The organism is Pseudomonas sp. PS01298 (assembly GCF_029959745.1).
Lineage (GTDB): Bacteria > Pseudomonadota > Gammaproteobacteria > Pseudomonadales > Pseudomonadaceae > Aquipseudomonas > Aquipseudomonas aylmerensis.
The window spans coordinates 1-4,746 of sequence record NZ_JASCPP010000204.1 but is presented as its reverse complement, the minus strand read 5'-3'; the positions used below and the strand labels follow the sequence as shown (position 1 = coordinate 4,746).

The 4,746-nt window shown below is 58.3% G+C and carries 5 protein-coding genes; 1 reads left to right on the top strand and 4 read right to left on the bottom strand.

All coding sequences use genetic code 11. The features are described 5' to 3' along the window. Positions 1-105: 105 nt before the first annotated feature. The 3 genes from def to QMX97_RS31585 form a co-directional block, all read right to left on the bottom strand. Positions 106-645, bottom strand: coding sequence for a peptide deformylase (gene def / locus QMX97_RS31595; RefSeq protein WP_065909029.1), 540 nt, complete (start codon positions 643-645; stop codon positions 106-108). 3 nt (positions 646-648) lie between these two features. After that, positions 649-1,599 carry a YihY/virulence factor BrkB family protein gene (locus QMX97_RS31590; protein WP_065909026.1) on the bottom strand — a complete coding sequence of 317 codons (951 nt, stop codon included), beginning with the start codon at positions 1,597-1,599 and terminating at the stop codon, positions 649-651. Positions 1,600-1,767: 168 nt separating this feature from the next. Further along, positions 1,768-1,953 (bottom strand): CsbD family protein, encoded by a 186-nt coding sequence (locus tag QMX97_RS31585; protein ID WP_016973106.1) that lies wholly within the window; start codon positions 1,951-1,953, stop codon positions 1,768-1,770. A gap of 201 nt (positions 1,954-2,154) precedes the next feature. Between QMX97_RS31585 and QMX97_RS31580 the strand changes: the two genes are divergently transcribed. Then, on the top strand, positions 2,155-2,532 hold the full coding sequence (locus tag QMX97_RS31580) for a hypothetical protein (protein WP_003193739.1): 378 nt from the start codon (positions 2,155-2,157) through the stop codon (positions 2,530-2,532). A gap of 175 nt (positions 2,533-2,707) precedes the next feature. On the opposite strand, the gene fadD1 is transcribed toward QMX97_RS31580, so the two are convergent. Further along, positions 2,708-4,399: a long-chain-fatty-acid--CoA ligase FadD1 gene (gene fadD1 / locus QMX97_RS31575; protein ID WP_065909023.1), complete on the bottom strand. Its 1,692-nt coding sequence runs from the start codon at positions 4,397-4,399 to the stop codon at positions 2,708-2,710. Positions 4,400-4,746 lie beyond the last annotated feature (347 nt).

Below are 4,746 nucleotides of genomic sequence, written 5' to 3'. Positions count from 1 at the left end.
GGGCTTGCTCGCGAAGGCGGTGTATCAGTCACGCATGTATCGACTGATAAAACGCATTCGCGAGCAAGCCCGCTCCCACCGTTTTGATTGTGTTGTGCCAGGGGTTTACTCGTCAGCCGCAGGATCCATGTCCGGGAACATCACTTCGATAAACCCGAACTTGCTGAAATCCGTAATCCGCGACGGGTACAGCCGGCCGATCAGGTGATCGCACTCATGCTGTACCACGCGCGCATGGAAGCCATCGGCAAAACGCACGATCGGCTCGCCCTTGGGATCGAAACCTTCGTAGCGAATCTGCTGGTAACGGTCCACGGCGCCGCGCAGGCCGGGCACGGACAGGCAACCCTCATAGCCCTCTTCCAGCACCGGGCTCAGCGGTGTGATCAACGGATTGATCAGAATGGTCTGCGGCACTGGCGGCGCGTCGGGGTAGCGCTCACTGGCCTCGAACCCGAAGATCACCAGTTGCAGGTCGACGCCAATCTGCGGCGCGGCCAGGCCGACGCCTCCCACATGCTCCATGGTCTGGAACATGTCATCGATCAATTGCCACAGCTCGGGGCTGTCGAACATTTCCGGCGGCACCGGGGGCGCGATACGCAGCAGGCGCTCGTCGCCCATTTTCAGGATTTCACGGATCATCGATCAGACTTCGTCGTTAGTGGGCTTGGAGTGGTCCCGGCCAAGGCCGGAGACATGCTGTTTTTCATCGGTGGCGCCCGCTTCGTCGAACTCCTTTTCGCCTGGGTCCTTGCCTTCGGCGGACATGTGCTCGATCACCGCATTCATCTCCGCGCCCAGCAGCAGCACGGCGGCGGAAATGTAGAAGTACAGGAGCAGCACAATGATCGCACCGATGCTGCCATACATGGCGTTGTAGTCGGCGAAGGTTTTGACGTAGTAGCCAAACCCCAGTGAGGCGACGATCCACACCACCACCGCCAGCACCGAGCCAGGTGTGATGAAGCGGAATTTCTGCTCGACGTCAGGCATCACGTAGTACATGAGGGCCACGGCGAACATCAGCAAGATCACAATCAACGGCCAGCGCAGGATGGTCCACAGGGTGACCACGAATTCCTGCATTCCGATCTGCCCGGCCAGCCACTCCATCACCTGCGGGCCGAGCACCATCAGCGCGGCGGCGGCCAGGAGCATGCCGGCAATGCCGACGGTGTAGAAAATCGACAGCGGGAAGCGCTTCCAGATCGGACGGCCTTCGACCACGTCGTAGGCGGCATTCATCGCGCTCATCATCAGGCGCACGCCGGCGGAAGCCGTCCACAGCGCAATCACGATACCCACCGAGAGCAGGCCACCCTTGGATTGCTGCAACTGGTCGATCACCGGGTTGACCTGCTCCAGCGCCTGGGGCGGCAACACCAGCTCCGACTGCATGCGCAGCCAGGTGAAAAAGTCCGGCAGGTGCAGGAAACCGATCAGGGCAATGAGGAACAGCAGGAAGGGAAACAACGAAAACAGCATCTGGTAGGCCAGTGCCGAGGCGTAGGTGGGCATCTCGTCATCGACGAATTCCTTGACGGTGCGCACCAGCACTTTATGAAGCTTGAGGCCTTGCAGTACCGGAAAAATCATAGCGTCTCCTTTCGCCGCAAAAGGTTGAGTTCGTGGGCGACTCAGGGGCCGTTTTCTACATCAAGGTAGCCTATTTGGCGACCTCGAAACAATTTCGAAACTTTAATCACGGGGTGTGACATAAAAACGGCCATCCGTGGATGGCCGTCAGACTGCGCGAGCGCCGTATTACTTGGTCGCTTTCTTGACTGCGTCCTTGGTGTCGCCGACGGCTTTCTCGACTTGGCCTTTCTTTTCCTGCACCACGCCTTCAGCGCGCAGTTTGTCGTTGCCGGTGACTTTGCCGACGCCTTGCTTGATGTTGCCGACGGCTTCGTCTTTCAAACCTTTTGCCTTATCCGCTGTGCTGCCCATGGTATTTCTCCGAAAGAACAATCAAAGGGTTTTGGTCATTACGTAAAGATTGACCCGAGGCGGTTCGGCAGAGTTTCAATTATTTTTGCGCGAGCATTTCATCGCCAGCCGCAGGTTTGGCTTTATGTTTTGCGGCCAACCCACGAGAATGCCCGGCACATTCAGGCTATAACGCTGAATAACAGATCCCGTAGGAAGGTTATGAAACTCAATAAAGCACAGGCCATCGCCCGCAGAAACCAGGAACTGGGCGGTGCCGTACTCGGCGTCAACAACTGCCACTTCACTGACCTGGACCGCAAACGCAACATCTGGTGGTTCGACCTGCCAGTGGGTCGGATTGCCGTGGGCCAGTACGAGTGGATTCACCTGTTGATGCATAACGCCGACACCGACCAGTTGCTGCACCTGAAGGTGCCGACGGTGTTCCTGCGTGAAAAACTCGAAGGGCTGGTGGTGCGCAATGCCGGCAAGCGCAAGCCGGAGATCACCCTGGAGCTGAGCGCGGACAAGGATTCGTTCCTCAAGGATGTACGTCCAGCCGGGGCCGGCGTCAGCTTTGCGCAATTCGCACTGTAGGAATGCAGTTTAAAATGTGGGAGCGGGCTTGCTCGCGAATGCAGAGTGTCAGTCGCATGATCAGTCGCTGATACACCGCATTCGCGAGCACGCCCGCTCCCACACTTTGGATTGCATTTCACCCCCGCTAATCAGCAAGCATTAAAAAACCCCGCATTCGCGGGGTTTTTTAGGGTTACTTTTTCAGGCCTAGCTTCTTCAGCTCTTCATCGCGCAGTTCACGGCGCAGGATCTTGCCCACGTTGGTAGTCGGCAACGCGTCACGGAATTCCACGGCCTTGGGCACTTTGTAGCCGGTGACATTGGCGCGCATATGCTCCATCACCTGCTCCTTGGTCAGGGTCGCGCCTGGCTTGACCACGATAAAGAGCTTGATGTGCTCCCCGGACTTTTCATCCGGCACACCGATGGCCGCGCACTGCAGCACGCCCGGCAGGCCTGCCAGCACGTCTTCCAGCTCGTTGGGATACACGTTGAAACCGGAAACCAGGATCATGTCCTTCTTGCGGTCGACAATGCGCATATAGCCGTCAGGCTGGATGATCGCGATGTCACCGGTCTTCAGCCAGCCTTCGCTGTCGAGCATCTCGGCAGTGGCGTCTTCGCGCTGCCAGTAGCCCTTCATCACTTGCGGGCCCTTGACGCACAGCTCACCGGTCTCGCCCAGCGCCAGCTCGGTGCCGTCATCGGCAATGACCTTGCAGACCGTGGACGGCACCGGAATGCCGATGGTGCCGATCTGGATATGCTGGATCGGGTTCACCGTGGCCACCGGGCTGGTCTCGGTCATGCCGTAGCCTTCACAGATGCCACAGCCGGTCACGGCCTTCCAGCGCTCGGCAGCGGCCAGTTGCAGGGCCATGCCGCCCGACAGGGTGACTTTCAACGCGGAGAAATCCAGCTTGCGGAACGCCTCGTTGTTGCACAGCGCCACGAACAGGGTGTTGAGGCCGACAAAGCCGCTGAACTTCCACTTCGACAGTTCCTTGACCATCGCCGGCAGGTCGCGCGGGTTGCTGATCAGGATGTTGTGGTTGCCGATCAGCATCATCGCCATGCAATGAAAAGTGAACGCGTAGATGTGGTACAGCGGCAGCGGCGTGATCAGGATCTCGCAACCTTCATTGAGGTTGGAGCCCATCAGCGCCTTGCACTGCAGCATGTTGGCCACCAGGTTGCGGTGGGTGAGCATCGCGCCCTTGGCCACGCCGGTGGTGCCGCCGGTGTATTGCAGCACGGCCACATCGCCACTGTCGGGGCTGGCGTCGCTGACCGGTTGGCCGTGCCCCTTGGCCAGCACGTCGTTGAACTTGATCGCCTTGGGCAAGTGATAGGCCGGGACCATTTTCTTCACGTACTTGATGACGCTGTTGATCAGCAGGCGCTTGAGTGGCGGCAGCAGGTCGGCGACTTCAGTGACGATGACATGCCTGACGGCGGTCTTGGGCACGACCTTTTCCGCCAGGTGGGCCATGTTGGCCAGGCAGACCAGCGCCTTGGCGCCAGAGTCGTTGAATTGGTGTTCCATTTCCCGCGCGGTGTACAGCGGGTTGGTGTTGACCACGATCAGGCCAGCACGGATGGCGCCGAACACGGCGACCGGGTATTGCAGGACGTTGGGCAGTTGCACGGCGATTCGATCGCCCGGCTTCAAGTCGGTATGCTGTTGCAGGTACGCGGCGAAGGCACCGGACAATTCGTACAGTTCACCGTAGGTGATTGTCTTGCCCAGGTTGCTGAAAGCCGGTTTGTTGGCGAAGCGCTGGCAGGACTGCTTCAATACCGCCTGAATATTCGGATACTCGTCTGGATTGATTTCTGCAGCAATCCCGGCGGGGTACTTATCCTTCCAAAAGTCTTCGTTCATGGAAGCCCACTCCTCAGCGACGCGAATTCATCATCGCATTTGATGCGATTATTATTGGTGTATGTTTTTTTAGGTGAATCTGGCGCTTTCAAGCAGGCCTAGACGTCACAAAGCGCGCCGAGAGTAGCAGCTTTGCCAAGGGCCGCCTAGAGCCAAAAGAGGGCCCCGCGGTCATAATCACGACTGTCCTACAATAATTGGTCACGGTTTAAACAAAGCTAAAACCACCGCGCCAAAGGCTCTGGAATAAGGCTTTCAGACCAATACACTGCAAATGTGGGAGCGGGCTTGCTCGCGAAAGCGGTGTTCCAGTCACCTGATACTTCGACTGTTACACCGCTTTCGCG